This is a genomic window from Nocardioides sp. 1609 (genome assembly GCF_004522105.1).
GTDB lineage: Bacteria > Actinomycetota > Actinomycetes > Propionibacteriales > Nocardioidaceae > Nocardioides.
In genome coordinates, this window is record NZ_SPUJ01000004.1 from 335,377 (window position 1) to 361,277 (window position 25,901).

The 25,901-nt window shown below is 72.7% G+C and carries 29 protein-coding genes and 1 tRNA gene; 24 read left to right on the plus strand and 6 right to left on the minus strand.

Going from position 1 to position 25,901, the window contains the following annotated elements; genetic code table 11:
* Positions 1–274: 274 nt before the first annotated feature.
* From E4623_RS11900 to E4623_RS11920, 5 genes are all read left to right on the plus strand, one after another.
* Positions 275–1,768 (plus strand): NAD(P)/FAD-dependent oxidoreductase, encoded by a 1,494-nt coding sequence (locus E4623_RS11900; RefSeq protein ID WP_134766750.1) that lies wholly within the window; start codon positions 275–277, stop codon positions 1,766–1,768.
* Positions 1,769–1,816: 48 nt separating this feature from the next.
* Complete coding sequence (locus E4623_RS11905) at positions 1,817–2,380, plus strand: GNAT family N-acetyltransferase (RefSeq protein WP_134766751.1); 564 nt, start codon at positions 1,817–1,819, stop codon at positions 2,378–2,380.
* Between the two features lie 100 nt (positions 2,381–2,480).
* Positions 2,481–3,761: an acyl-CoA dehydrogenase family protein gene (locus E4623_RS11910; RefSeq protein WP_245155040.1), complete on the plus strand. Its 1,281-nt coding sequence runs from the start codon at positions 2,481–2,483 to the stop codon at positions 3,759–3,761.
* A gap of 108 nt (positions 3,762–3,869) precedes the next feature.
* Positions 3,870–4,520, plus strand: a complete 651-nt coding sequence (locus tag E4623_RS11915) for a response regulator transcription factor (protein WP_134766752.1) — start codon at positions 3,870–3,872, stop codon at positions 4,518–4,520.
* A 77-nt stretch (positions 4,521–4,597) separates the two neighbouring features.
* A complete protein-coding gene (locus E4623_RS11920; protein WP_167736592.1) occupies positions 4,598–5,494 on the plus strand; it encodes a DICT sensory domain-containing protein in 897 nt (298 codons plus the stop codon).
* A 15-nt stretch (positions 5,495–5,509) separates the two neighbouring features.
* Here E4623_RS11920 and paaZ read toward each other — a convergent pair whose 3' ends face one another.
* Positions 5,510–7,564, minus strand: a complete 2,055-nt coding sequence (gene paaZ, locus E4623_RS11925) for a phenylacetic acid degradation bifunctional protein PaaZ (protein WP_134766754.1) — start codon at positions 7,562–7,564, stop codon at positions 5,510–5,512.
* A gap of 156 nt (positions 7,565–7,720) precedes the next feature.
* Here paaZ and paaA point away from each other — a divergent pair, with 156 nt between their 5' ends.
* The 7 genes from paaA (at position 7,721) to paaK (ending at position 13,355) form a co-directional block, all read left to right on the plus strand.
* Positions 7,721–8,692 carry a 1,2-phenylacetyl-CoA epoxidase subunit PaaA gene (gene paaA, locus E4623_RS11930; protein WP_134766755.1) on the plus strand — a complete coding sequence of 324 codons (972 nt, stop codon included), beginning with the start codon at positions 7,721–7,723 and terminating at the stop codon, positions 8,690–8,692.
* 62 nt (positions 8,693–8,754) lie between these two features.
* The gene (gene paaB, locus E4623_RS11935) at positions 8,755–9,060 is read left to right on the plus strand and encodes a 1,2-phenylacetyl-CoA epoxidase subunit PaaB (protein ID WP_134767113.1); all 306 of its coding nucleotides are present in this window, start codon (positions 8,755–8,757) and stop codon (positions 9,058–9,060) included.
* A 13-nt stretch (positions 9,061–9,073) separates the two neighbouring features.
* Complete coding sequence (gene paaC / locus E4623_RS11940) at positions 9,074–10,003, plus strand: 1,2-phenylacetyl-CoA epoxidase subunit PaaC (RefSeq protein WP_134766756.1); 930 nt, start codon at positions 9,074–9,076, stop codon at positions 10,001–10,003.
* Positions 10,004–10,041: 38 nt separating this feature from the next.
* On the plus strand, positions 10,042–10,524 hold the full coding sequence (gene paaD, locus E4623_RS11945) for a 1,2-phenylacetyl-CoA epoxidase subunit PaaD (RefSeq protein WP_209020643.1): 483 nt from the start codon (positions 10,042–10,044) through the stop codon (positions 10,522–10,524).
* A complete protein-coding gene (gene paaE / locus E4623_RS11950; RefSeq protein WP_134766758.1) occupies positions 10,524–11,618 on the plus strand; it encodes a 1,2-phenylacetyl-CoA epoxidase subunit PaaE in 1,095 nt (364 codons plus the stop codon). Before paaD ends, paaE begins: the two co-directional genes overlap by 1 nt.
* A complete protein-coding gene (gene paaI / locus E4623_RS11955) occupies positions 11,611–12,045 on the plus strand; it encodes a hydroxyphenylacetyl-CoA thioesterase PaaI (RefSeq protein ID WP_134766759.1) in 435 nt (144 codons plus the stop codon). The genes paaE and paaI overlap by 8 nt, the downstream gene beginning before the upstream one ends.
* 2 nt (positions 12,046–12,047) lie before the next feature.
* Positions 12,048–13,355, plus strand: a complete 1,308-nt coding sequence (gene paaK, locus E4623_RS11960; RefSeq protein ID WP_134766760.1) for a phenylacetate--CoA ligase PaaK — start codon at positions 12,048–12,050, stop codon at positions 13,353–13,355.
* 10 nt (positions 13,356–13,365) lie between these two features.
* Here the strand turns inward: paaK and E4623_RS11965 are convergent, their stop codons facing one another.
* Complete coding sequence (locus tag E4623_RS11965) at positions 13,366–13,974, minus strand: TetR/AcrR family transcriptional regulator (protein ID WP_134766761.1); 609 nt, start codon at positions 13,972–13,974, stop codon at positions 13,366–13,368.
* Positions 13,975–14,079: 105 nt separating this feature from the next.
* On the opposite strand from E4623_RS11965, the gene E4623_RS22640 reads away from it, so the two are divergent.
* The 4 genes from E4623_RS22640 (at position 14,080) to E4623_RS11980 (ending at position 16,711) form a co-directional block, all read left to right on the plus strand.
* Positions 14,080–14,235, plus strand: a complete 156-nt coding sequence (locus E4623_RS22640; RefSeq protein ID WP_167736593.1) for a hypothetical protein — start codon at positions 14,080–14,082, stop codon at positions 14,233–14,235.
* 300 nt (positions 14,236–14,535) lie between these two features.
* Positions 14,536–15,069 (plus strand): hypothetical protein, encoded by a 534-nt coding sequence (locus tag E4623_RS11970; protein WP_134766762.1) that lies wholly within the window; start codon positions 14,536–14,538, stop codon positions 15,067–15,069.
* A gap of 47 nt (positions 15,070–15,116) precedes the next feature.
* On the plus strand, positions 15,117–15,416 hold the full coding sequence (locus E4623_RS11975; RefSeq protein WP_134766763.1) for a TraR/DksA C4-type zinc finger protein: 300 nt from the start codon (positions 15,117–15,119) through the stop codon (positions 15,414–15,416).
* Complete coding sequence (locus tag E4623_RS11980) at positions 15,413–16,711, plus strand: FAD-binding oxidoreductase (RefSeq protein ID WP_134766764.1); 1,299 nt, start codon at positions 15,413–15,415, stop codon at positions 16,709–16,711. The genes E4623_RS11975 and E4623_RS11980 overlap by 4 nt, the downstream gene beginning before the upstream one ends.
* Here the strand turns inward: E4623_RS11980 and E4623_RS11985 are convergent, their stop codons facing one another.
* The gene (locus E4623_RS11985) at positions 16,712–16,978 is read right to left on the minus strand and encodes a hypothetical protein (RefSeq protein WP_134766765.1); all 267 of its coding nucleotides are present in this window, start codon (positions 16,976–16,978) and stop codon (positions 16,712–16,714) included.
* 71 nt (positions 16,979–17,049) lie between these two features.
* Between E4623_RS11985 and E4623_RS11990 the strand changes: the two genes are divergently transcribed.
* Entirely contained in the window at positions 17,050–17,694 is a 645-nt protein-coding gene (locus tag E4623_RS11990) for a TetR/AcrR family transcriptional regulator (RefSeq protein WP_134766766.1), read from the plus strand.
* Positions 17,695–17,737: 43 nt separating this feature from the next.
* Here the strand turns inward: E4623_RS11990 and E4623_RS11995 are convergent, their stop codons facing one another.
* Both E4623_RS11995 and E4623_RS12000 read right to left on the minus strand, forming a co-directional pair.
* Positions 17,738–18,526 carry a hypothetical protein gene (locus E4623_RS11995; protein ID WP_134766767.1) on the minus strand — a complete coding sequence of 263 codons (789 nt, stop codon included), beginning with the start codon at positions 18,524–18,526 and terminating at the stop codon, positions 17,738–17,740.
* Between the two features lie 82 nt (positions 18,527–18,608).
* A tRNA-Lys gene (locus E4623_RS12000) sits at positions 18,609–18,681 on the minus strand.
* Between the two features lie 372 nt (positions 18,682–19,053).
* Here E4623_RS12000 and E4623_RS12005 point away from each other — a divergent pair.
* Both E4623_RS12005 and E4623_RS22645 read left to right on the plus strand, forming a co-directional pair.
* Entirely contained in the window at positions 19,054–19,257 is a 204-nt protein-coding gene (locus E4623_RS12005) for a cold-shock protein (protein WP_134766768.1), read from the plus strand.
* A 217-nt stretch (positions 19,258–19,474) separates the two neighbouring features.
* A complete protein-coding gene (locus E4623_RS22645) occupies positions 19,475–19,648 on the plus strand; it encodes a hypothetical protein (RefSeq protein ID WP_167736594.1) in 174 nt (57 codons plus the stop codon).
* Positions 19,649–19,720: 72 nt separating this feature from the next.
* Here E4623_RS22645 and E4623_RS12010 read toward each other — a convergent pair whose 3' ends face one another.
* Entirely contained in the window at positions 19,721–20,779 is a 1,059-nt protein-coding gene (locus E4623_RS12010) for a hypothetical protein (RefSeq protein WP_134766769.1), read from the minus strand.
* Between the two features lie 46 nt (positions 20,780–20,825).
* Between E4623_RS12010 and E4623_RS12015 the strand changes: the two genes are divergently transcribed.
* The 5 genes from E4623_RS12015 (at position 20,826) to pstB (ending at position 25,900) form a co-directional block, all read left to right on the plus strand.
* A complete protein-coding gene (locus E4623_RS12015; RefSeq protein ID WP_134766770.1) occupies positions 20,826–21,692 on the plus strand; it encodes an NUDIX hydrolase in 867 nt (288 codons plus the stop codon).
* A 145-nt stretch (positions 21,693–21,837) separates the two neighbouring features.
* A complete protein-coding gene (locus E4623_RS12020; RefSeq protein WP_209020644.1) occupies positions 21,838–22,953 on the plus strand; it encodes a phosphate ABC transporter substrate-binding protein PstS in 1,116 nt (371 codons plus the stop codon).
* A 92-nt stretch (positions 22,954–23,045) separates the two neighbouring features.
* The gene (gene pstC, locus E4623_RS12025) at positions 23,046–24,002 is read left to right on the plus strand and encodes a phosphate ABC transporter permease subunit PstC (protein ID WP_245155041.1); all 957 of its coding nucleotides are present in this window, start codon (positions 23,046–23,048) and stop codon (positions 24,000–24,002) included.
* Positions 23,999–25,102 (plus strand): phosphate ABC transporter permease PstA, encoded by a 1,104-nt coding sequence (gene pstA, locus E4623_RS12030; RefSeq protein ID WP_134766771.1) that lies wholly within the window; start codon positions 23,999–24,001, stop codon positions 25,100–25,102. The genes pstC and pstA overlap by 4 nt, the downstream gene beginning before the upstream one ends.
* 18 nt (positions 25,103–25,120) lie before the next feature.
* A complete protein-coding gene (pstB, locus tag E4623_RS12035) occupies positions 25,121–25,900 on the plus strand; it encodes a phosphate ABC transporter ATP-binding protein PstB (RefSeq protein ID WP_134766772.1) in 780 nt (259 codons plus the stop codon).
* The last annotated feature ends 1 nt before the right edge of the window (position 25,901 follow it).

The window sequence follows — 25,901 nt, forward strand, 5'->3', positions numbered from 1 at the left end:
GGCACCCAGCGAGAGTGCAGGCCGGTTCAGTGGCACGTCGGTAGCTCCGGGTCAGGGCGAGGGACAGGCTGGTGGGTGGGCGACACGGGGAGGGACCGGATCGGGGCTCGCCTACCCGCCCGTCCACGGGCCAAACGCGAGAAGTTGAAAATACTCCCATCTCGTTGCTGTGACCGACGAGACGCGCCCGCGAGATAGTGGCGGGAAGGGGTCGTTCGGGACAATGGTTGTACCGACGACACCCACCACAGCCCACCACAGCCACGGAGCCCCCATGTCGAGCAGTGCGAGCAAGTCCCAGCCGACCGACCACGGCGGTGTCCACCGCGTGGTGGTCGTCGGATCCGGGTTCGGCGGCCTGTTCGGCACCAAGGCGCTCAAGCGCTCCGACGTCGACATCACGATGGTCGCGAAGACGACGCACCACCTCTTCCAGCCGCTGCTCTACCAGGTGGCCACCGGCATCCTGTCCGAGGGAGAGATCGCGCCGCCGACCCGCGAGATCCTCGCCAGCCAGAAGAACGCGCGGGTGCTGCTCGGTGAGGTCACCGACATCGACCTCGACGACCGCACCGTCACCTCGCACGTGCTCGGCCGCACGATCACCATCGGCTACGACTCGCTGATCGTCGCCGCCGGCGCCGGGCAGTCCTACTTCGGCAACGACCGGTTCGCCGAGTTCGCCCCCGGCATGAAGAGCGTCGACGACGCCCTCGAGCTGCGCGGCCGGATCTTCGGCGCCTTCGAGATGGCCGAGCTGGGCGCCAGCCGCGGCGAGGACGTCGACCACCTCCTGACGTTCGTCGTCGTCGGTGCGGGCCCCACCGGCGTCGAGATGGCCGGCCAGATCGCCGAGCTCGCGCACCGCACCCTCAAGCGCGACTTCCGCTCGATCAACACCCGCACCGCTCGCGTCATCCTGGTCGACGCCGCGCCCCAGGTGCTGCCGCCGTTCGGCCACAAGCTCGGGCTCTGGACCAAGCAGAAGCTCGAGAAGATGGGCGTGGAGGTGATGCTCGGCGCGATGGTGACCGACGTCTTCGAGCGCGGCCTGACCGTGAAGTTCAAGGACGGCCGCGAGGAGACCATCGACGCGGTCACCAAGGTGTGGGCCGCCGGCGTCCAGGCCTCCCCGCTGGCCAAGGTCCTCTCCGAGCAGACCGGGACGCCGCTCGACCGGGCCGGCCGGATCGCGGTCAACCCCGACCTCACGCTCACCGGCTACCCCGAGGTGTTCGTCGTCGGCGACATGATCGCGCTCGACAACCTCCCCGGCGTGGCCCAGGTCGCGATCCAGGGCGCCAAGTACGCCGCCAAGGAGATCGACGGCCGCATCAAGGGCAAGCCGTCGCAGGGCCCGTTCAAGTACTTCGACAAGGGCTCGATGGCCACCATCAGCCGGTTCAACGCCGTCGCGGCGATCGGCAAGGTGCGCCTGACCGGCTTCATCGCCTGGCTGATGTGGCTGGCCGTCCACCTCGTCTACATCACCGGATTCAAGAACCGGCTCTCCGCGGTGATGCACTGGTTCGTCTCGTTCCTCGGCCGCGGCCGCTCCGAGCGGACCTCGACCGAGCAGCAGATCTTCGCCCGCAGCGCCCTGGCGCGGCTCGAGCGCGGCGCGGTCGACCTGGTCTCCCAGCCCGACGTGGCCGAGGAGGTCCACCCGACCGAGACCCGCGAGGAGCTCGAGGCGCGTGCCCTCGAGGAGGTCCGCCTCACCGACGAGAGCAAGCGCGGCGTGAAGGCCGCCTCCGGCAGCATCTGAGCCGGATAATTGGTTGAGGGCGCTCGGCGCGCCCTGGTGGGATCGAGCATGACCGCGCTCGCCGTGCCCGACGTCCGCCTGCACCCGACCTGGGCGGCGACGCTGGCCGAGTTCGCCTCGGCCCTCCCGGAGCCGGAGCACCCGCACGGCTCGGGCGTGCCCGCCGGGCACTGGCCGGCGCTCGACGGCGACGGGTGCGCGACGTTCGTCGCCCACGTCCTGGAGCATGCCGACCCGGCTGCCGCGCTGCCCGATGGCCGGGTGCACTGCACCTACTTCTGGGTTCTGGACGCCGACCCGGTGCCCCGCGACGCCGACGACCCGATGGTCGGGTTCGTCGCCGTCCGGCACCGGCTCAACGACTTCCTGCTCGAGCTCGGCGGCCACATCGGCTACTCGGTGCGTCCCTCGCGCCGCGGCCGGGGGCACGCCGGACGGGCCCTCGGGCTGGCGCTGGCGCACGCCCGCGGGCTCGGTCTGGACCGTGCGCTGCTGACCTGCGACGTCGACAACGAGGCGTCGCGGCGCACGATCGAGCGTGCCGGCGGCGTCCGGGAGGACACCCGCCAGGGGAAGCACCGCTTCTGGATCGACCTCGGGCCGGCCGCGTGAGGCCGGCAGCACCGGCGCGCTGAACGATCGTTCGGTTTTCTCGCGGGGCAGTGCCAGACTGGCCGACGTCCGGTCCACCCCTCGTCCTCCAGGAGCCTCCATGACCTTCGGTCCGTCCGGGATGTACCCCGCCTACCCCGCGCCGAGCGACGCCGCCGTGCGTCACCACGAGTCGATGCTGGCGTTCATGCGCGAGGAGGTGTTCCCGGCCGAGGCGGCCTACGAGTCGTACCGGCACCGGGCCGGCGAGGGCGACCACACGGCCCCGCCGGTCATCGAGGAGCTCAAGGCCAAGGCCCGTGCGCGTGGTCTGTGGAACCTGTTCCTGCCGTCCGAGAGCGGTCTGACGCAGCTGGAGTACGCGCCGATCGCCGAGCTGTCGGGGTGGAGCAACGAGCTCGCGCCGGAGGCGATCAACTGCCAGGCGCCCGACACGGGCAACATGGAGCTGCTGCACCTGATCGGCACCGAGGCCCAGCAGGCCACGTGGCTCGCGCCGCTGCTGGCCGGCGAGATCCGCTCGGCGTTCGCGATGACGGAGCCGCGGGTGGCCTCCTCCGACGCCACCAACATCGAGACGCGGATCGTGCGCGACGGCGACGAGTACGTCATCAACGGCCGCAAGTGGTGGATCTCCGGCGCCGCCGACCCGCGCTGCCGCGTGCTCATCGTGATGGGCAAGACCGACCCGGACGCCGAGACCCACCGCCAGCAGTCGATGGTGATCGTGCCCGTCGACACCCCGGGCGTCGAGATCCAGCGCTCGCTCCCGGTGTTCGGCCGCCAGGACCAGCACGGGCACTGCGAGGTGCAGCTGACCGACGTCCGGGTGCCGGTGACCAACGTCCTCGGCGAGGAGGGCGGCGGGTTCGCCGCCGCGCAGGCCCGGCTCGGCCCCGGCCGGATCCACCACGTCATGCGGGCCCTCGGTGCCGGCGAGCGCGCGCTGGCGATGATGGTCTCGCGCGCCCAGGAGCGGCGCGCCTTCGGCGGCCCGCTCTCCGACCAGTCGGCGGTCCGCGAGCGGATCGCGGAGTCGCGCATCGAGCTCGAGCAGGCCCGGGCCCTGTGCCACCACGCGGCGTACGTCGTCGACAGCGAGGGCAACAAGGCCGCCCGCCACCTGATCGCGGCGGCCAAGGTCGCGGTGCCCCGCGCGGTGACGTCGGTGGTCGACCGGGCCATCCAGCTGCACGGTGGCGCCGGCGTCACCGACTCGACGCCGCTGGCGATGATGTACGGCTGGCACCGGGCGATGCGGATCTTCGACGGCCCCGACGAGGCGCACCTGACGACGCTGGCTCGTGCCGAGCTGGGTCGTGAGCCGCTCTTCGACCTGCCGCCGACGATCTTCGACCAGTCCCGCGACGTCGGGCACTGAACCTCGACACTCTGTTGAAGTCTCACCCGGGGAGGTGAGAGACCTAGACAAGATGTTCCACTTTGCCGTAGATTCTTAAACATCCCGTTTAGGTCTCTGGAGGCTCCCATGAACGCATCGCCCTTGCGCATCACGCTCGTCGACGAGTCCGATCTCGCCGCGGCCGGGCTGCGGACCATCCTCGAGCCGTACGCCGACCGGGTGGCCCTGGTCGACAACCGCGAGGCGCTCGCCAGGCCCGAGCAGATCGACGTCGTGCTCTACGAGCCGGTCGGCCAGACCAGCATGTCGCGCGCCCTCCTCCGCGACCTCCAGGCGATGAGCCGTGCCCAGGCCGCGGTCTTCAGCTGGGCCGGCCCGGAGGCGGTGTCGTCCGCGGTGGCCAACCCGCACCTGCCGAAGACCCTCTCCGCGGCCCAGATCGTGCGGTCGGTCGAGCGGCTCGCGGCCGGTCGCTTCGAGGCGATCACCATCCCCGCCCCCCAGGTCGAGGCCGTCCCCGCGGCGGACGCGCAGGAGCGCCGCACCGTCGAGGACGACGGCGGGCTGACCGCCCGCGAGCGCGAGATCGTGGGTCACATCGTGGCGGGGCTCAGCAACCGCGAGATCGGCGACGCCCTCTCGCTGAGCATCAACTCGGTGAAGACCTACATCCGCAGCGCCTACCGCAAGATGGGTGTCGAGCGGCGCACGCAGGCCGTCCTGTGGGGCCTCTCGCGCGGGCTCGGCTCGGACCCGACGCCTGCCCTCGTGGGCTGACGTGGACACGACGAGCCCCCGTCCTCCACACTCTCCTCCACAAGCTGTGGAGATCTGTGGTCGAGGAGGTGGACGGGGTGTCGAGCTCCAGCCAGGAGTCCGCGTCTGACGACGCGTCCCTGAGCATCGGCGACCTCGCCGAGCGCACCGGGGTCAGTGCCGCGACGCTGCGGGTGTGGGAGAGCCGGCACGGCTTCCCCGTGCCGCACCGCCGGGCGAGCGGGCACCGGCGCTACGACGCGCAGCACGTGGCCACCGTCCGCGACGTGGTGCGGCGGCGCGAGGAGGGCATCCGGCTCGACGTCGCGATCCGCTTGGCCCGGGCCGCGACGCACGACGTGCCGGCGTCCGGCCCACCCGGGACCGGGTCGGTGTTCGCGCGGCTGCGCCAGACCCATCCGGGGCTGATGCCCCAGCGGCTGCGCAAGTCGACCCTGCTCGGGGTCTCGTGGGCGATCGAGGACGAGTTCTGCTCGCACTCGCAGCGGGCGCACGTCTTCGGGGCCTTCCAGAAGGCGCGTCACTACCGCTCGGCGCAGACGCGGTGGTCGGACCTGGCCCGCACCAACACCTCGACCTACGTCTTCGCGGACTTCCCGGACGGCGACCCCGGTGGGTCGTCGATCGTGTCGGTGCCGCTGGCGTCGGACCACCCGATGATCCGAGAGTGGGCCGTCGTCTGCGACGGAGCCGCGCTCCCGGTGGCGCTGACCGCGTGGGAGCTCCCGGGCCAGTCCGGCGTGCGCGACGCCGACCGGGTCTTCGAGTCGGTCTGGACCGTCGACCCCACCGCCGTCCGCGAGGCCAGCCGGGTCTGCGCCGGGGTGGCGGCCGAGGCCGGTGCGCCGGGAGCCGACGCGCTGGCGACGGAGCTCGCCGGACCGCTCAGCGGAGCCAGGGCCGACGTCACGCAGATGACCTCGTTGTTCAACCGCGTCGTCGGCTACGTCGACGGCACGCCGCAGGGGCGGTGACCCCGACCGGTCCGGTCAGGCCGGCGTCGGGGGCCACTCCTTCGCGACGAGCGTGAGGACGTCGTAGGTCGCGACCGGCTCGCCGTCGGCGTTGGCGACCACGGCGTCCCAGCGCACCTCGCCGTAGTCGGCGTTGGTGCGCGGGGTGACCTGCTTGACGGTGAGGGTGACCGCGATGGTGTCGTCGGCCTTGACCGGGGTGAGGAAGCGGAGGCTGTCGACGCCGAAGTTGGCCAGCACCGGACCCGGGTCGGGGTCGACGAACAACCCGGCCGCGAGCGACACCACGAGGTAGCCGTGTGCGACGATCCCGCCGAAGAGCGGGTTGGCGGCCGCGGCCTCGGGGTCGGTGTGGGCGTAGAACGTGTCGCCGGTGAACTCGGCGAAGTGGTCGATGTCGGCGAGGGTCACCCGCCGCGGGGCGGAGGCGATCGCGTCGCCGACGCGGAGGTCGGCCAGGCTCTTGCGGAAGGGGTGGACCCCGTCGTCGGTGCGTCGGGAGCCCGTGGTCCAGCGACCGGTGATCGCGGTCAGCATGTCGGGGGAGGCCTGGACGGCGGTGCGCTGCATGTGGTGCAGGACGCCGCGGATGCCGCCGAGCTCCTCACCGCCCCCGGCCCGTCCGGGACCGCCGTGCACGAGGACCGGCAGCGGTGAGCCGTGGCCACCCGCTGCGCCGGCCTCGCCGGCGTCGTCGCGGTCGAGCACCAGCACGCGGCCGTGCCACGGCGCGATGCCGAGGACGACCGAGCGGGCCACCGCAGGGTCGTGGGTGACGACGGAGGCGACCAGGCTGCCCCGGCCGCGCGCGGCCAGCCGGACGGCGTCCGCGACGTCGTCGTAGGCCACCACCGTGCTCACCGGACCGAACGGCTCGACGTCGTGCGGCTCGACCGCACCGTCGGCGGCCCGCAGCAGCACGGGGGCGAGGAAGGCGCCGCGCTCCGCGTCCGCGTCGACGACGTCGACGTGGTCGGGATCGCCGAACACGATCTCCGACGACGCCCGCAACGACTGGATCGCCTTGCGGACCTCCTCGCGCTGCTCGAGGCTCACCAGCGCGCCCATCCGGACGGAGTCGGAGCGCGGGTCACCCACCACGACCTTCGCCAGCCGGGCCGCGATCGCCTCGGTCACCGCGTCGGCCTGGGCGCGCGGCACGAGGACCCGCCGGATCGCCGTGCACTTCTGGCCGGCCTTGACGGTCATCTCGGTCACGACGGCCCTGACGAACAGGTCGAGCTCGGGGTCGTCGGCGGTGACGTCGGGCCCGAGGATCGAGCAGTTGAGGGAGTCGGCCTCCACGGTCAGCTCGACGCCGCCGTGCAGGACGTTGGTGTGGTTGCGCAGCAGCCCGGCGGTGTGGGCCGAGCCGGTGAAGGCGACCCGGTCCTGGACGGTGAGCTCGTCGAGCAGGCCGGCGGGGCTGCCGGCCAGCAGCTGGAGCGTGCCCTCGGGGAGCAGGCCGGACTCGACGATGCGGCGCACGGCGAGCTCGGTGACGTACGCCGTCTGGGCGGCCGGCTTGACGATGGTCGGAGCGCCGGCGAGGAACGCCGGGGCGAGCTTCTCGAGGAAGCCCCAGACCGGGAAGTTGAACGCGTTGACCTGGACCGCCACGCCGGGGCGGCTGGTGTAGACGTGCTGGCCGAGGAAGGTGCCCGCGCGACCGAGTCGCTCGAGGCCGCCGTCGAGGTGGACGGTGTCGTTCGGGAGCTCGCGGGTCGCCTTGCCCGCGAGCGAGAAGACGGTCCCGATGCCACCGTCGATGTCGACCGCGGAGTCGCGACGCGTCGCGCCGGTGCGGAACGACAGCTCGTAGAGCTCCTCCTTGAGGCCGGTGAGGTGCTTGGCCACCGCCTTGAGCAGGCCGGCCCGCTCGTGGAAGGTCAGTCCGGCCAGCGCCGGGGCGCCGACGGTGCGGGCGTGGGCGAGCATCGCGCCGAGGTCGAGGCCCGTCGAGCTGATCCGGGCGACCTCCTCACCGGTCACGGCGTCGAGGACCGGGCGGCCGTCGTCCGGGGCGCGGAACCAGCGTCCGGCGGCATAGCTCTCGAGCAGTTCGGTCACGGGGTGACTCCGTCCTTCGACTCGTGGTGGGCCAGGTGCGGGCCCAGGTGCGGGCCCAGGTGCGGGCTCGTGCGGGGCGCTTGCGTGGCGCCGGTCCGCCGTGTCAAGGTATTACAGACCGCACGGTCAGTAAACCCCCGACGCGAGGAGGTCCCGGTGACCACGACACAGGTCGCACCGGACGCGGACGACGCGCTGCTGGCGCAGTTCGAGGCCACGATCGGTCGCAGCGACCGCATCGAGCCGCGCGACTGGATGCCGGACGCCTACCGCAAGACCCTGGTGCGCCAGGTCGCCCAGCACGCCCACTCCGAGATCATCGGGATGCAGCCGGAGGGTGCGTGGATCACCCGTGCGCCGTCGCTGCGCCGCAAGGCCATCCTGCTGGCCAAGGTGCAGGACGAGGCCGGGCACGGCCTCTACCTCTACTCCGCGGCCGAGACGCTCGGCGTCTCCCGCCAGGAGCTGACCGAGCTGCTCATCGAGGGTCGGCAGAAGTACTCCTCGATCTTCAACTACCCGACGCTGTCGTACGCCGACGTCGGCACCATCGGCTGGCTGGTCGACGGCGCCGCCATCTGCAACCAGGTGCCGCTGTGCCGCACGTCGTACGGGCCCTACGGCCGGGCGATGATCCGGATCTGCAAGGAGGAGTCGTTCCACCAGCGCCAGGGCTACGAGCTGTTGAGCACGATGATGCGCGGCACCGACGAGCAGCGCGCGATGGTGCAGGAGTCGGTCGACCGGTTCTGGTGGCCGGCGCTGATGATGTTCGGCCCGCCCGACGCCGACTCCCCGAACACGGCCCAGTCGATGGCCTGGGGCGTGAAGCGCAACACCAACGACGACCTGCGTCAGCGCTTCGTCGACATGAGCGTGCCGCAGGCCGAGGCGCTCGGCGTCACGTTCCCCGACCCCGAGCTGCGGTGGAACGCCGAGCGCGGCCACCACGACTTCGGCGAGCCCGACTGGGACGAGTTCATGCAGGTGGTCCGGGGCCACGGGCCGTGCAACACCCAGCGGATCGCGCACCGGCGGCGCGCGCACGAGGACGGCGCGTGGGTCCGCGAGGCCGCGACGGCCTTCGCCGACCGCCAGCGCTCCGAGCGGGCGGAGGCCCACGGGTGAGCGGCGAGCAGGACCTCACCGCCGAGGGCGGCCACGGCGCCGTCCCGCTCGCCGGGGTCCCGGTGGCGAAGAAGGAGCACAGCGCCGAGCGCGAGTGGCCGCTCTACGAGGTCTTCGTCCGCGGCAAGCGCGGTCTCAACCACGTGCACGTCGGCTCGCTGCACGCCGCCGACGACGAGATGGCCGTCCGGCACGCCCGCGACGTCTACACGCGACGCAACGAGGGGGTCTCGATCTGGGTGGTGCGGGCCGACGCGGTCACCGCGTCCAGCCCCGACGAGAAGGACCCGCTGTTCGCGCCGAGCGGCGACAAGGTCTACCGCCACCCGACGTTCTACGCCATCCCCGACGACGTCCCGCACATGTGAGGGAGGAGCTCCGATGACCGACCACAGCAACGCCTACGACGGCCTGCTCGAGCACCACGACGTCGCCGGCGACTCCTCGCAGTGGGCCTTCGGCACCGACTTCGAGGACCCGCTCGCGGGAGTCGACACCACCGTGCCCGACGACGTCGACCCGGCCGCGCTCGCGACGTACTGCCTGATGCTCGGCGACGACGCCCTGGTGATGTCGCACCGTCTCGGCGAGTGGTGCAGCCGCGCGCCCGACCTCGAGGAGGACATCGCGCTGGCCAACACCGCGCTCGACCTCCTCGGCCAGGCCCGGCTGCTCCTCGCCCGGGCCGCGGCCGCCGACCCGTCGGTGGTGCCGGTGCTCCCCGAGGGGTCGCCGGTGCCGGCCGAGGACGCCCTCGCCTTCTTCCGCGGGCCGGGCGACTTCCGCAACGTGCGGCTGGTGGAGGTGCCCAACGGCGACTTCGCCCACACGGTCGCCCGCCTGCTGCTGTTCGCGACGGTCCGGCTGGCGCTCCTGACCCGGCTCGCCGGGAGCCGCGACCCGGTGCTGTCGGCGATCGCCGTCAAGGGCGTCAAGGAGCTGACCTACCACCGCGACTACGCCGGACGCTGGTTCCTCACGCTCGCGAAGGGCACGGAGGAGTCGCGCCGCCGGCTGCTCGCCGCGCTCGAGGACGTCTGGCCGCTCCACCCCGAGATGCTCGCCACCCACCCGGTCGAGGCCGCCGTCGCGGCGCTCGGCGTCGGCGTCGACCCAGCCGAGGTGCGCGACGAGGTCGACGCCGTCCTCGAGCAGGTGCTGACGGCCAGCGACGTCGAGCGTCCGGAGCGCGGCGCGCTCGCCGGGGTCCGGGGTCGCACCGGCCGGCACGGGCTGCACACCGAGGCGCTGTCGCGGCTGCTCGCCGAGATGCAGGTGGTCGCGCGCGAGCACCCCCTGGGCCAGTGGTGAGGGGCCAGTGGTGAGGGGCCAGTGGTGAGGGGCCGGTGGTGAGGGCGGCGGCGATCGCGGCCGAGGTCCGCGACCCGGAGATGCCGATGCTCACGCTCGCCGACCTCGGCGTGCTGCGCGACGTCCGGCAGCGCGGTCGGACGGTGGTGGTGACCATCACCCCGACCTACTCCGGGTGCCCCGCGATGGCGACCATGCGCGACGACCTCGTGCACCGGCTGGCCGACGCCGGCTACGACGCCCGCGTCGAGGTGGCCCTGACCCCGGCCTGGTCCAGCGACTGGATCACCGAGCGCGGCCGCCAGGCGCTGCGCGACCACGGCCTGTCGGCGCCGGGCCCGGCGCCGTCCCGCACCGGCCCGATCCCGCTGTCGCTGCTGCCGACGGCACGCGCCGTGACCTGTCCCCGCTGCGGGTCGGTGCGCACCGACCTCACCTCGGAGTACGGCGCCACCGCTTGCAAGGCGCTCTACCGCTGCGCCGACTGCCTCGAGCCGTTCGAGCACGTGAAGGAGATCTGATGACCGTCCTTCCCGCGCCGCAGACCGCACGGTCGACCCGGTCGGCACCGTTCCACACGCTGAGGGTCGCCGCGGTCGAGCCGCTCTGCGACGACGCCGCGGCGGTGACCTTCGACGTCCCGGCCGACCTCGCCGACGACTACGCCTTCGCGCCCGGGCAGTCCCTGACCCTGCGACGCACGGTCGAGGGCCGCGAGGAGCGCCGGTCCTACTCCATCTGCGCCCCGGCGGGGGCGCGCCCCCGCATCGGCGTCCGGGAGATCCCCAACGGCCTCTTCTCGCGGTGGCTGGTGCGCGACGTCCGCCCGGGGGACCGGATCGAGGTCCAGGTGCCCACCGGCACCTTCACGGCCGACCCGCGGTCCGGCGGCCGGCACCTGTGCGTCGCGGCGGGCTCCGGCATCACCCCGATGCTGTCGATCGCCAGCTCGCTGCTCGCCCACGGCGACGCCGAGGTCGCGCTCCTCTACGGCAACCGCACGAGCGCGTCGGTGATGTTCGCCGAGGACCTCGGGGACCTCAAGAACGAGCACGGCCCGCGCCTGCAGGTCGTGCACGTGCTGTCGCGGGAGCCGCGCGACGCCGAGCTCTTCTCCGGCCGGCTCGACGGCGACCGGTTGCGCCGGATCCTCCAGGCACTGCTGCCGGTCGACCGCTTCGACGACGTCTGGCTGTGCGGACCGTTCGCGATGATCACCGAGGCCCGCGAGGTGCTCGCCGAGCTCGGCGTCCCCGCCGACCGGGTTCACGCCGAGCTGTTCTACGTCGACGAGCCGCCGCCGGAGCTCCGGCGGGAGACCACGGCGCACGACGGTGCCACCACCGACGTGACCGTCGTGCTCGACGGGCTCTCGGCCACCGTGGCGATGCCGCAGGACCAGACGGTGCTCGACGCCGCGCAGGCCTCCCGCGCCGACCTGCCGTTCGCCTGCAAGGGGGGCGTGTGCGGCACGTGCCGGGCGAAGGTCACCGACGGGCAGGTCGACATGCGCCGCAACTACGCGCTCGAGGCTGCCGAGGTCGAGGCCGGGTTCGTGCTGACCTGCCAGTCCTACCCCGTCGGCGACCGCGTCACGGTCGACTTCGATGCCTGACGGCGACGGGCCCGACCCGCTCGACACCGCGCGGGCGATGTGGGCCGCCGACCCGGCGTCCCGGGCCCTGGGCATGGAGCTGCTCGACCTCGGGGCCGGGTGGGCCGAGGTGGCGATGACGGTGCGCCGCGACATGGTCAACGGCTACGCGATGGCGCACGGCGGCCTGGTGGCCACCCTGGCCGACAGCGCCTTCGCGCTGGCGTGCAACTCCCGCGGCCGGGCGACGGTCGCGTCGGGCTTCGACATCACCTTCCTCGAGGCCGGCCGGCTCGGCGACCGGCTCGTGGCCCGGGCGCGCGAGACCGCGCTGCGCGGCCGGACGGGTCTCTACGACGTCACGGTCCGCCGTGGGTCCGACGGCGTGGGGATCGCCGAGATGCGGGGTCGCAGCCGCGCCCTGTCGACCGCTCGCGAGCAGGAGTGACCATGGACGACCTGAGCCCCCGCCCCGGTGACCTCGACGCCATCGAGACGGCGTCGATCGACGAGCTGAGGGCGCTGCAGACCGAGCGGCTGCGCTGGACGGTGCGGCACGCCTACGACCACGTGCCGCACTACCGGGTGTCGTTCGACGCCGCCGGCGTCCACCCCGACGACGTGCGGGAGCTCAGCGACCTCGCGCGGCTGCCGTTCACGGCCAAGGCCGACCTGCGCGACAACTACCCGTTCGGGATGTTCGCGGTGCCGCGCGAGCAGGTCGTGCGGCTCCACGCGTCGTCCGGGACGACGGGCAAGCCGACCGTCGTCGGCTACACCCGCGCCGACGTCGACATGTGGGCCGACGTGGTGGCGCGCAGCATCCGCGCCGCCGGCGGTCGGGCCGGGCACGTGCTCCACAACGCCTACGGCTACGGGCTGTTCACCGGGGGCCTGGGCGCGCACTACGGCGCCGAGCGGCTCGGCTGCACCGTCGTCCCCGTCTCCGGCGGGATGACCGAGCGGCAGGTCCAGCTGATCCTCGACTTCCGGCCCGACCTGGTCATGGTGACCCCGTCGTACATGCTCTCGGTCGTCGACGAGATGGAGCGGCAGGGCGTCGACCCGCGCTCGACGTCGCTGAAGGTCGGCATCTTCGGCGCCGAGCCGTGGACCAACGACATGCGTCGCGAGATGGAGGAGCGTCTCGACATGCACGCGGTCGACATCTACGGCCTCTCGGAGGTGATCGGCCCCGGCGTCGCCAGCGAGTGCGTCGAGACCAAGGACGGCCTGCACGTCTGGGAGGACCACTTCTACCCCGAGGTCGTCGACCCGGTCACCGGCGAGGTGCTGCCCGACGGGGAGGAGGGCGAGCTGGTGTTCACCTCGCTCACCAAGCAGGCGATGCCGGTGATCCGCTACCGCACCCGCGACCTGACCCGGCTGCTGCCGGGCACCGCGCGCACGATGCGGCGGATGGAGAAGATCACCGGCCGCACCGACGACATGATCATCCTGCGCGGGGTCAACCTGTTCCCCACCCAGATCGAGGAGCTGATCCTGCGCACGCCCGAGCTGTCGCCGCACTTCCAGTGCGTGCTCACCCGCGAGGGCAACCTCGACAGCCTCACCGTGCTCGTCGAGCGGAGGGACCACGCGGCGCCCGGCGCGGCGGCGGAGGCCGGCGTCCGGCTGCGCCAGCTGGTCAAGGCCTCGATCGGGGTGAGCGTCGCCGTCGACGTCGTCGAGCCGGACGCCGTCGAGCGCTCGCTCGGCAAGATGCGGCGGATCGTCGACCGGCGTCCGAGTCGCTGAGCCGGCGGCGTCAGCCGGGGGCGGCGTCCAGGCCCTCGAAGGCGATCGCCGCGACGGCGGCGGCGACGTCGTCGGTCGGCACCGGCCCGCTGGCGCGGTACCACTCGACGAGCGAGTTCACCATGCCGAAGATCAGCCGGCTGACGAGGTCGGGGTCGAGGTCGCGGCGCAGCGCGCCCTCGTCGGTGGCCTGGCGGACCAGCGCCGCGAGCTGCGTGTCGATCGCGCGCCGGCGGCGCAGCGCCGTGCGCTCGGTCTCGCTGTTGCCGTGCACCCGCAGCAGCAGGGTCACCGCCGACTGGTGCTCCACGAGCACCTCGACGCTGCGCCGGACGACGCCGCGCAGCCGGTCGTACGCCGAACCGCCGGCCGCCGTCGCCTCGGCCACGGTCGCCTCGAGCTCGTCGAGGGCGAGGTCGAGCGCCTCGGAGAGCAGCTGGTCCTTGGTGGCGACGTGGTGGTAGATCGCCGACTTGGTGAGGTTCAGCGACTCGGCGATGTCGCCGATGCTGGTGCCGTCGTAGCCCTGGCGGTTGAACAGCTCGATCGCCGCCGCCAGCACCGCCGCCCGGTCGTGTCCCGGTCGTCCCCGCCGTGTCCCGGACACCGCTTCCCTCACGGGCGAACCCTCGCACACCGCGCCGCGGCGACCCAGCCGAGCACTCGCGGGGAGGGCCCTGCCGGCGAACGGGACCCCGTCGCCGCGCGGTGCTATGGTCCGGCCATGGCCCCCTCCTCCTCCGCACGGCAGACGACGGCAGAGCCGTCGCACGTGCCCTCGGGTGCCGCCCTCCTCGCCATCGAGCTGAGTGAGATCGCCCGCGGCATCCGCGGGCTCGACGTGCTGCGCCGCAGCGTCGACCGCGCCCCGCCTGCCTGACCCGGTCACCCGAGGTGTGCCGTCCGGAGAGCGTCCCCGCCCCGGTCGCAGCCTGACCCGCACGCCACCCCCGCTCGGCCGCCCGCAGCGACCGCGCGGGGCGTCCGGCCGCCGGTGACCACCCCCGCCCGCCGCCGTCGTCGATGACGGCGACGGCACCCGTCGCGCCCGCCCGCACCGGGGACCAGCCGCGCCCGCCGCGGCGTCGTCCGGGTCGTCGGGTCCAGGACCGCGCCCCGCTTCCCCTCTCGCACCGACACCGGGTCGACGAGCCGTCCGCTCGCGCCCCAGGAGGACACCATGCCCATCGAGCTCGCCCACGCGAGTGCCTTCCTCGACCGGATCTCCGAGCTGACGACCGCTCTCTCGAACCGACGCGCGTCGCCGGCGCCCGGGCGTCGGGGTCGCCGGGCCGCCGCCGCCGCGCCGCCGCCCCGGAACACCCCGGCGCGGGTCCCGACCTCAGAGGTCGACCCCGGTCGGGTCGCCGCGGCCGACCACGTCCCCGCCGCCTCGTTGCTGTCGCGTCGTGAGGGACCCAGGTTCGACGACACCGTCGCGCTGCCCCGGGACCTCCCGCGGCGTCTCGACGACGTCATCCGGGCCGCCGGGGCGCAGGTGCGGGCGCTGCCCGAGGCGGAACGGCTGAGCCACCGCACGATCCAGCGGCGTGCGCACGTGGAGCGCGTCTTCCGACAGGCCCTGCAGGCCCGGGCCCGCCTGGTCGCCGGCACCTACGGCCGGTGCCTGCAGTGCGCGAGACCGATCTCGCTGGCGATCTTGAGCGAGAAGCCGTGGGCGCCGCGATGCGTCTACTGCGCCCTCGACCTCTGACGCCCGCCGCCACCCCCCTCCCACCCCCGACTCGAACCGAGGTCCCCATGACCGCCACCGAACCCACCACGACCAGCCCGACGAGCCCGGCCTTCCGACTCCTGCTCGACGAGGCCGCGGCCGCGCGGCGACAGCAGCTGGCGTCGCTGTCCGTCGCGCCCGGCGACGAGGTCGCCGCGGCCCAGCGGGCCGCGCTCGCGCAGACCCTGGCCGACATCGCCGCCGCGCACCGCAGGCTCGACGACCACGACTTCGGCACCTGCCTACGGTGCCGTCGGCAGATCGCGCCCGAGCGGCTCGAGTTCCGGCCGTGGTCGGCGACGTGCGTCGGGTGTGCGAGCCGGTGAGCACCCCGAGGACGACGGCGCGACCGCGCGACGTCGCGGTCGTGGGGTCGGGCGTCGTCGGGCTGAGCGCGGCGTGGTTCCTGCAGGCCGGCGGCGTCCAGGTCACCGTCTACGACGCCGAGCCGGAGGCCCGGCCGGCCTCGTGGGGCAACGCGGGGTGGCTCACGCCCGGTCTCACCGCTCCGCTGCCGGAGCCCGACGTCCTGCGCTACGGGCTGAGGTCCGTCCTCCGGCCGACGTCGCCCGTCTACGTCCCAGTCCGGCCCGACCCGACCCTGTGGCGGTTCCTGGCCGGGTTCGCCCGCCACTGCACCCATCGCCGGTGGCACAGCTCGATGCAGGCCTACGCCGGGCTCAACCGGCTGGCGCTGCGAGCCTTCGACGACCTGGCCGACGCGGGCGCGACGGCGCGGCCGCGGCCGGCGCGACCGTTCCTCGCCTGCTACCGCACCACGCAGGAGGCCTCCTCGATGCTGCGCGAGCTGGCGCGCATCGAGGAGGCCGGCCAGCGGGTCCACTTCGACTACCTGACCGGGCCGCAGGTGCGTCAGGCGCAGCCGGCCGTCAGCGCCGAGGTCGGAGCCGCGGTGCGGCTCCACGGGCAGCGCTACCTGCACCCGCCGCGGTTCCTCGCGTCGCTCGGGCAGGCGGTGCGGGGCGCCGGGGGCGAGCACCGTCCCGAGCGCGTCGTCGACGTCGAGACCGAGCCGAACGCCGCCTGGCTGGTGACGGACACCGGACGGCGGCATCGGCACGAGGCCGTCGTCCTCGCCACGGGCGCGGGTCTCGGTGACCTGGCCCGTGGGTTCGGGGTCAGGCGCCTCGTGCACCCGGGGCGCGGGTACTCCTTCACCGTCACCGGGACCGACGTCCCCCGCGACCCCGTCTACTTCCCGCACCAGCGGGTGGCGTGCACGCCGCTCCACGAGCCCGTCGACGGCGGCGAGGCGCCCGCCGGGGACGCCGACCTGCTGCGCGTGGCCGGGATGATGGAGTTCCGTCGCGCGGGCGAACCCCTCGACGGACGCCGGGTCCGCGCCATCGTCGACGCGGTGCGTCGCTTCCTGCCGGGCGTCGACCTCGACCGTCGGTGGGACGAGTGGGTCGGCTCGCGGCCCTGCACGACCGACGGCCTGCCGCTGGTCGGCGCCACCGTCTCGCCCCGGGTGTTCGTCGCGGGCGGGCACGGGATGTGGGGGGTCGCCCTCGGGCCGCTGACCGGCAGGCTGCTGGCCGAGCAGATCACGACCGGCCGCACTCCCGACGTCCTGCGGCCACTCGACCCGCTCCGGTGATCATCGCTGGCGCAACCGGGTCCCGGCGAGCAGGGAGCTCCCGAGCGGCGCCAGCGGGTGGGGGAGGCCGCCGGCGTCCTCGGACGTCCCGGCCTCCCGCGTGCCGGGCTCGCCCGGCGAGCCCGGCGTGCCCTGGGTGCCGCTCGTCCGGTTCCGGCGTCGCGGCCGGGGGAGGAGGTCGGCGGCCGCGAGGGTGCCCACGGTCAGGATGGTGGTGACCGCGATCGCCATGGCGATCAGCGCGATCAGGTGGCTGGTGTCGGTCATGTGGTCTCCTTGGGTCGACAGCTACTTATATAACGCTACGCGTAGCGTAGTTATTTCCGGTGAAGGACGCCATGAACTCCTCCGTGCCGCGACCCGGTCGGCCACGTGACCCCGCCAGCGACCGGCGCATCCACGACGCGGTGCTGAGCCTCCTGCGCGAGCGCGGCCCGCAGGCCGTGACGGTCGAGTCGGTCGCCGCCGCCTCCGGGGTCGCGAAGACGACGATCTACCGGCGCTTCGCCGATCGACAGGCCCTGCTCGACGCGACCCTGCGCGCCGCGGTCCACGTGCCGGAGGAGCCGCCCGACGTCGCACCCCGCGAGAAGGTGCGCTGGGCGATGGACCTGACCTGGCGCCAGATGGGCGACGTCCTGGGGCGCGGCGGCCTCGCGGCCGTGATCGGCGACCTCGACCGCGAGTTCACCGCCCTGTTCCGCAGCGTCCTGACGCCGTCCGCCGAGGTGCTCGTCCGCCTCGTCCGGGAGGACGTCGCCGCGGGCGAGCTCCGGGCCGACCTCGATGCCGACGCCGCCGTGAGCCTGCTCGTCGGGGCGTACCTCGGCGAGCTGCTGCGCCGGGGCGAGGTGGCCCCCACGTTCGCCGACCAGTGCCTCGACCTGGTGTGGACGGCCATGTCCCCGGTGTCCCCGGTGTCCCCGGTGTCGCCGGTGTCGCCGGTGTCCCCGGCGTCGCCGGCGTCGCCGGACCACGCCTGACCGGGCGCCGGCGTCCTCCGGCGGGTTCGGGTCGGGCGCGCCGTCAGGTCGCCGGCGCGAGCGGGGTCGTGCGGCCCCGCCACCACGCGAGGAGCGCCACGGCGGCCAGGACCAGCGCGGCCGCGACGGCCAGCACGGCGACCGGGCGGGTGCCGTCGGAGGCGCCGGTGACGGCCACGCCGACGAGCGCCCAGCAACCGGCGGCGGCGTAGGCCGAGGCCCCGCGGGCCAGGAGGGTGACGCCGACGAGCGAGAGGGACGCGACGACCAGGACGACCGCCTGCCACCCGACCTGGTCGGCCTCGAGGCCCGTGTTGTCGACCAGCGCGGTCGAGACGTTGAGGTAGAACGCGGCGGTCACCCACCCCCCGAACAGGCCGACGGCCACGCCGGTCGCCACCGCGAGGCCGGTCGAGGTCACCCGGCCTCGGGCGGTCAGCACCGCGTCGACCGCGGCGACGAGCATCACCAGCAGCACCGCTGCCGTGCCGAGGCTGCTGTCCGCCCCGGCCACGGCGATCCAGACGGCCGCGGCGAGGTAGAGCACCACCTGGTCGACCTGCAGCCTGCGCGGGACGGCCTCGGCCCCGTGGAGGAGCACCCACACCGCCTGCACGATCGCCGCGGTGTAGATGACGCCCCAGATCGAGAAGGCCCAGCCGGGCGGGGTGATGAGGAGGTCGGGTCCGGACCCGGCGCCCGGCGAGCTGCCCGGACCGTTGATGGTCACGACCGGCGCGACGACCTGCGCCACCGAGGCCGCGAGGACCGCCCACGCCAGCGGGCGGGTGCCACGGGGGACGTCGGTACCGGTGTCGCCGGAGCCACTCATCCGACGAGCCTACCCAGGGTGACCGGCCGGGCTCGGCGCGCGACGGCCGCCCGGGTGGGCCCCGGGCGCGCGCCACGCTGGGTAGGCCCCGTGGGACTCGAACCCACAACCTAAGGATTAAAAGTCCTCAGCTCTGCCAATTGAGCTAGGGGCCCCTCGCAGCGCTGACGCTACCGAACCCCGCCGTTCCCGGGAGCACGACGTCGTCCCGGCCCCTGCCGAGGCCGCGCAGATCCGCGTGGTTGAGCGGATCGACCGATCTGTGGGCCAGGTCACGCGCCCGTCATCCGACGTTCACCCGTTCGGTTCCACAAACTCGGCCGCAGGGGTTGATTCGGGCGCGGCCGTGCTTGGTAGTCTCAGCAGCGCAACAGGTGAAGTTCCAGCTGGTCTGACGCCTAAGGAGTACGTGATCCAACGGCGTTTCTGGTTTGTGGTGTCATCCCATGGGTCGGAGCGACGTGTCACCGCACCTGTTGCGGGTCGCTGAAGTGGCGGCTCTCGCCCCGACGAAGGAGAAATGAGCAATGGCTCAGGGCACCGTGAAGTGGTTCAACGCTGAGAAGGGCTTCGGCTTCATCGCGCAGGAGGACGGCGGCGACGACGTCTTCGTGCACTACTCGGCGATCCAGACCCAGGGCTACAAGTCCCTGGACGAGAACCAGAAGGTCGAGTTCGACGTCACGCAGGGCCCCAAGGGTCCGCAGGCCGAGAACGTCCGCCCGGCCTGATCCCGGCTGGTCGACCGACCACTAGCGACGAGGCCCCGCCGTTCGGCGGGGCCTCGTCTGCGTCCCGAGGAGGGTGCGGGGCCCGGGTGCGACCTGGTCAGGCATGGCCCGTGCGGAACTCTCCGAATCACCCCGAATAACCATGAACCGGACGAGCGGGACCACGTAGTCTGGACGGGACCACATCAGGCGCGGCGATCGGGAGCGGGGGGCCACGATGTACGACCAGTTCGACGTGTCCCTCGAGGACGTCGACCTGCTCGGCGAGGTCGAGCTCACCACCAACCTGATCATCGCTGCGAGCGAGTCCGAGGACCGTCTCGCCGTCGACGAGATCGACCGGATCCTGGGCGTCGTCCCCGAGCCGCCGCGACCCCGCAGCGAGAGCTGACGCGGCCGAGCCTGCGAGGCTGCGTCGTCGGCGCTCGCTGGTGCTCGTTCCCTCGACCTCCGTTGCGCCGGGCTAGCACGTGGCGAAGAGCACCGGCCCGCTGCTGAGGTCGGAGACGAGCATCGTGTCCGCGGCCGGTGCCAGGTCGATCGTCACGACGGTGCCGTCGGCGCTCACCTCGTCGACGGCGAACCGCTCGGCGAACGTGCCGCCCTGGCCCGGTGCGGGCCCCACGGCGAGGACGGCGCGGGTGTCGGCGTTGGTGCGTGCCTTCTCGGCGGTCTCGAACGACATCACCACCTCGGCGGCGCGGTCGGCGCCGAGCGCGATCGCGAAGCCGGTGACCGGGTCGACCTCCCCGGCCTGGGACACCAGCGACTCGCCGGCCTGCTGGTCGCGGGGGTCGGCGTTCGCCATCGCCAGGGCGCTGCAGGCCTCGTCGCCGGAGAGCAGCACCGCCGACAGGGGCTCGTCCAGGGCGTCGACGACGCCCTGGGGGATCGGCGGGGCGGGGTCCGCGGTGGCGTCGAGCACGTTCTGCACGCCGACGCTCGAGTCGCTGGCGAGGACCAGTCCCGCGTCGGCGTCCAGCGCGACGAAGGCCAGCTCGGGCGTCACCTCGGCGGTCACCGCGACGACGGCCGCGTCGCTCGACCACAGCCCGTCGGGCTCGTCGGGCTCGGCGTACCCGAGGGCGCGCAACCGGTCGGCGACGTCGTCGGTCCGCACGCCGTCGCCGAGCTTCATCACCAGCGACGCCCCGGACTCGGCCTGGGCGAACATCTCCCACTCCAGCGACGCGGGGGAGAAGCCGAACGAGCGCTGCATCGCGACCGCCGACGACCCGAGTGCGCTGGCCGAGGTGAGGTCGGCCTCGAAGCCCGCGTCGAGGAGCTCCTCGACCTCGGCCTCGTCGGACCCGGCGCCGAGGTCGAGGCCCAGCTCGGCGCGGACGCCGGACCAGTCGGTCCACACGACGCGACGGGCGTCGGACGGCGCCATCGCGACCGCCGACTGCAGGTCGGTGCGCTCCTCGTCACCGCCGTCGCGCAGGACGACCAGGACGACCGCCACGGCGACGACGAGCACCAGCACGGCTGCGGCGAGGACGAGCAAGCGTTGGCGTCTCACGTGGGTGCCGCTCTCCTGTCAGCCGGAAGGTGTGAGACTAGCCGTCGTGCCCGCACCCGATGCCAAGGACGTGCTCGCTGCTGGTGTCGTGGCCTTCCGGCCGGGACGCCGGGTGCTCCTGGTGCACCGACCCAAGTACGACGACTGGTCCTTCCCCAAGGGCAAGCTCGACCGCGGCGAGCACCGGACGGCGGCCGCGGTCCGCGAGGTCGCCGAGGAGACCGGCCTGCACGTGCGGCTCGGGGTGCCGCTCGGCGACCAGCACTACCCGGTCGTCGCCGGCCGGAAGACGGTCTACTACTGGACCGGTCGGGTCGTGGGCGACGACGACGTCAGCGGCTACCGCCCGAACGCCGAGATCGACGACGTGCGCTGGGTCCACGCCGACGAGGCCGCCGAGCTGCTCACCTACGACCACGACCGGGTCACCCTCGCCGAGGCGGTGCGCCACCGGCGCGCGACCCGGGCGGTCGTCGTCCTGCGCCACGCGAAGGCGCGCGCCCGCCGGTCCTGGCGCGGCGACGACCGGGTGCGCCCGCTGCTGGTTTTGGGCGAGCACCAGGCCGAGCGGCTGGTGCCGCTGCTGGCGGCGTACGGCGTCACGCGGGTCGTCTCCTCGCCGAGCACCCGCTGCGTGCAGACCGTCGACCCGTACGTGCTGACGACCGGGTGGGACCTCGAGCGGAGCCCGTGGCTCGCCGAGGAGGACGCCGTCGCGGCGGGGGTCGCCGAGGTCGTCGCCGACGTCCTGCACGACGACCGGCCCACCGTGCTGTGCACCCACCGGCCGGTGCTCCCCGAGGTGCTCGAGGCGCTCGGGGTGCGGGCGGATCCGCTGGAGACGGCCGAGCTGCTCGTGCTGCACGTGCGCAAGGGCCGGGTCGTCGGCTCCGAGCGCCACCTCGCCGGTTGAGACGACTGTCGCCCAGGTCACAACCTGCCGTCGCCGAGTGGGCGGGTCGAGTTCACCCCTCGTTCACCGGCGACGGTCAATCCGTCTACCTGCTGCGTTCACAGTTCCTGTCGTAACCCTCAACGTTGAAACAGGAGACACCGAAGTGATTCGCACTTCCCTTCGCCGGGCCTTCATCCCCGGCATCGCCGCCGCCACCATCTTCTCGATGAGCGCCTGCGGCGCCTCGAACGAGGACAGCGGCAACGGCGACTCGGAGAACACCGGCGGCAGCGTCGAGAGCGCCGGCCTGTCCGGTGTCCTCAAGGGCGCCGGCGCCACCTCGCAGGAGAAGGCCCAGGAGGCGTGGACCATCGCCATCCAGGGCGCCAACGAGGGCCTCGAGGTCCAGTACCAGCCGGTCGGCTCGACCGACGGTCGCAGCGCGTTCGTCTCGGGCGCCGCGGCGTTCGCCGGCACGGACTCGGCGCTGAACGACGAGGAGGGCCAGCTCACCGCGGCCACCGAGCAGTGCGGCAGCGAGCCGATCCAGATCCCGGCGTACGTCTCGCCGATCGCGGTCGCCTTCAACCTCCCCGACATCGACGTCGTGCAGATGTCGGCCGACACGATCGCGCAGATCTTCGACGGCAAGATCACCAACTGGAGCGACGTCCCCGACGAGCAGGCCGACGGTGTCGAGCTGCCCGACCTGGACATCACCCCGGTTCACCGCTCCGACGACTCGGGCACCACGAAGAACTTCACCGACTACCTCGGCAAGGCCGCTCCCGACTCGTGGAGCTACGAGGCCGAGGACGCGTTCCCGGTCGACGGCGAGGCCGCCGACGGCACCTCGGGCGTCATCCAGCAGGTCAGCACCATCGAGGGCGCGATCGGCTACGCCGACAACAGCCAGGTCGAGGGTCTCGGCAAGGTCTCGGTCGGCGTCGGCGAGGAGTTCGTCGCCCCGTCGCCCGAGGGTGCCGCGAAGGTCCTCGAGGTCTCGCCGCCGGCCGAGGGCGTCTCCGACGTCGACATGGCCGTCTCGCTCGACCGCACCACCACCGAGTCGGGTGCCTACCCGGTCGTCCTGCTGTCGTACCTGGTCGCGTGCCAGAGCTACGACGACGCCGCCACCGAGGCCAACGTCAAGGGCTACCTCGAGTACATCGTCTCCGACGCGGGCCAGGAGACGGCCGCCTCCGAGGCCGGCTCGGCCCCGCTGGGCGAGGCCACCGCGGCCAAGGCCCAGGAGATCGTCGCCAAGATCGGCGCCTGACGCCACCGCGGGCGGGGGCCCGGATCCTCTCCTGGCCCCCGCCCGCGCACCGTTCCACCCCTCTCGACACCACGCCCGCGAAGGACTGCTGAGTGAGCACGACAACCAAGGACAAGCCCCAGGCCCAGGAGCCTGTGCCCCGCGCGATCACCAGCGTCGGTGACCGGGTCTTCGCCGGGCTGACGCTCGGTGCGAGCCTGCTCATCCTGGCCGCGCTGGCCAGCGTCTTCATCTTCCTGTTCGCCAAGGGCCTCCCGGGCTTCAACCGGGCCGCCGAGGTCTACGGCCCGCGCGCCGACTCCTTCCTCGGCTACGTCGCCCCGCTGCTCGGCGGCACCGTCATCGCCGCGATCATCGCGCTGATCATCGCCGTCCCGCTCGCCTGGGGCATCGCGCTGGTGATCAGCCACTACGCGCCGAAGTTCATCGCCGTGCCGGTCGCCTACCTGGTCGACCTGCTCGCGGCGGTGCCGAGCGTCGTGTTCGGCCTCTGGGGCGTGATCGTCCTGGCGCCGAAGATGGTGCCGGCGTTCGACTTCCTCAACAGCTACTTCGCCTGGATCCCGATCTTCGACGGCGACGTCTCCAACAGCGGGCGCACGATCATCACCGCCGGCGTGGTGCTGGCCATCATGATCCTGCCGATCATCACCGCGATCACCCGCGAGGTCTTCTCGCGGACGCCGCGCCTGAACCAGGAGGCGGCGCTCGCCCTGGGCGCCACGCGCTGGGAGATGATGCGGCTGACCGTCTTCCCCTACGGTCGCTCCGGCATGGTCTCGGCCGCGATGCTCGGCCTCGGTCGCGCCCTCGGCGAGACGATGGCCGTGGCCATGGTGCTCTCGCTCGGCGGCTGGAGCGGGAACCTGCTCGGGCCGGGCAACTCCTCGATCGCCGCCAACATCGCGAGCAAGTACAAGGAGCGGTCCGAGGACCTGCTCTCCGTGCTGATCGCCAGCGGGCTCGTGCTGTTCCTCCTCACGTTCCTCGTCAACTTCGCGGCCCGCTGGATCGTCGGTCGCGCCGAGCGGAAGATGGCCGGGGCATGAGCGCCGATCTCACCAAGACGCCCACCGAGACGCCGGACGAGTCGTCCGAGGAGACCGCCACCGGGACCTCCCGCGGCGCGATCCCGATCACCGCGGCCCAGCTGCCGCGGCTCGCTCCGCTGCTCGTCGCCGTGGTCGGCGCCGCCGTCGCCGCCTTCTTCTGGCTGATCCTCGACTGGCCGCCGGTCGGCTCCCTCATCGTGGGTGGCATCGTCTACCTGCTGGCGCTGCCGGCGTGGTCGCTGGCCGTCGAGGGACGCCGCCGCGCCACCGACCGGATGATGACCGGCCTGGTCTGGACCAGCGCCGTCATCGCGATGGTGCCGCTGGTCTCGCTGATCTACACCGTCATCAGCAAGGGCGCCGGTGTCGTCAACAGCGAGTTCCTGACCTACTCGCTCTTCGCGACCCAGCTCGACCAGCCGCCCGGCATCTACCACGCGATCATGGGCACCCTGATCATCACGCTGGGTGCCGCGATCATCTCGATCCCGATCGGCGTGCTGGCCGCGATCTACCTGGTCGAGTACGGCAAGCGCAACCGCCTGGCCCGCATGGTGACCTTCCTGGTCGACGTGATGACCGGCATCCCCTCCATCGTGGCCGGACTGTTCGCCTTCGCGCTGTTCACGCTCCTCTTCGGCGCCGGCTTCCAGGGCGGCATCGGCGGCTCGGTGGCCCTGTCGCTGCTGATGATCCCGATCGTCGTGCGAGCCACCGAGGAGATGCTGCGCCTGGTCCCCGACGACCTGCGCGAGGCGGCGTACGCCCTCGGCACGCCGAAGTGGCGCACGATCACCAAGGTGGTGCTCCCCACGACCATCGGCGGCATCATCACCGGCGTCACGCTCTCGATCGCCCGCGTCATCGGCGAGACGGCGCCGCTGCTGCTCATCGCCGGCCTCGCGGCCAAGACGAACACCAACCCGTTCGACGGCGCGATGACGACCCTGCCGGTGCAGATCTACTCCTTCAACTCCCGCCAGGAGACGATCGACCTCGCGTGGGGTGCGGCCCTGGTCCTCATCGTCATCGTGCTGGCGCTCAACCTCGTGGCTCGGCTCATCGGCAAGTTCTACGCCCCCAAGACGGGCAACTAGGTAAGGAAAGACAGGATCATGGCCAAGAGCATCGACGTCTCGGACCTCAACATCTACTACGGCGACTTCCTCGCCGTGCAGGGCGTCAACATGACGATCCGGGCACGAGCGGTGACGGCGTTCATCGGACCGTCCGGCTGCGGCAAGTCGACCTTCCTGCGGTCGCTGAACCGCATGCACGAGGTCATCCCGGGCGCGCGGGTCGAGGGCAAGGTCGTCGTCGACGGTCAGTCGCTCTACGGCTCGACGGTCGACCCGGTCGCCGTCCGCCGCCAGATCGGGATGGTCTTCCAGCGCCCGAACCCGTTCCCGACGATGTCGATCTACGACAACGTCCTCGCGGGCAACCGGCTGAACGCCAAGCGCATGAAGAAGGGCGAGGCGGACTCGATCGTCGAGAAGTCGCTGCGCGGCGCGAACCTGTGGAACGAGGTGAAGGACCGCCTCGGCAAGCCGGGCATGGGCCTCTCCGGTGGTCAGCAGCAGCGTCTCTGCATCGCCCGCGCGATCGCCGTCGAGCCGCAGGTGCTGCTGATGGACGAGCCGTGCTCGGCACTGGACCCGATCTCGACGTCGGCGATCGAGGACCTCATCCACGAGCTGAAGTCCGACTACACGATCGTCATCGTGACCCACAACATGCAGCAGGCGGCGCGCGTCTCCGACGAGACCGGCTTCTTCAACCTCAAGGCGACCGGCGAGCCCGGCCAGCTGGTCGAGTTCAACCCGACCAAGAAGATGTTCTCCAACCCGGACGACCCGGCCACCGAGGCCTACATCTCCGGTCGCTTCGGGTGAC